The organism is Pseudomonas sp. KB_15 (genome assembly GCF_052114525.1).
GTDB lineage: Bacteria > Pseudomonadota > Gammaproteobacteria > Pseudomonadales > Pseudomonadaceae > Aquipseudomonas.
The window spans coordinates 1-527 of the sequence record NZ_JBFREX010000158.1 but is presented as its reverse complement, the minus strand read 5'-3'; the positions used below and the strand labels follow the sequence as shown (position 1 = coordinate 527).

The window sequence follows — 527 nt, the reverse complement described above, 5'->3', positions numbered from 1 at the left end:
GTGCTGCAGGCCATCGCCCGCCATGGCGGCAACAAGAAGCAGGCCGCGCTGGAACTGGGCATTTCCCGCTCCCATCTATATAAGATGCTCGAGCGCGGCGGCGAAGCCTGAACCGGGAATTCCGGAACTAGGCCTTGCCCTGGTTCAGCGCCACGGCGGCACGGATCAGGGCCTTCAGCGCCTTGGCATCGATCTTCTCGCCCTCGCGGAAGTCGATGGCGCGCCGGGTGTTGCCGTCCAGGCTGGAATTGAACAGGCCGGACGGGTCGTCCAGCGAGGCCCCCTTGGCGAAGGTCATCTTCACCGCGCTCTTGTAGGTCTCGCCGGTGCACAGGATGCCGTCGTGGGACCACACCGGCACGCGCCACTTCCATTCCTCCACCACCTCGGGGTCGGCTTCCTTCACCAGCGCGCGCAGGCGGGCGAGGGTTTCGCCGCGCCAGTCGCCCAGTTCCGCGATCCGGGCGTCGATCAGGGCTGCCGGGGACTCGTCCGCTGGCGCGGTGGCCTTGGTTGCGGTCTTGGCC

At 67.7% G+C, this 527-nt stretch carries 2 protein-coding genes; one reads left to right on the top strand and one right to left on the bottom strand.

Annotated features, from left to right (window positions below; genetic code table 11):
• Complete coding sequence (locus AB4Z35_RS30215; protein WP_442101189.1) at positions 1-111, top strand: helix-turn-helix domain-containing protein; 111 nt, start codon at positions 1-3, stop codon at positions 109-111.
• A gap of 16 nt (positions 112-127) precedes the next feature.
• Here the strand turns inward: AB4Z35_RS30215 and AB4Z35_RS30210 are convergent, their stop codons facing one another.
• Positions 128-475, bottom strand: coding sequence for a DUF1801 domain-containing protein (locus AB4Z35_RS30210; protein ID WP_442101188.1), 348 nt, complete (start codon positions 473-475; stop codon positions 128-130).
• Positions 476-527: the final 52 nt, after the last annotated feature.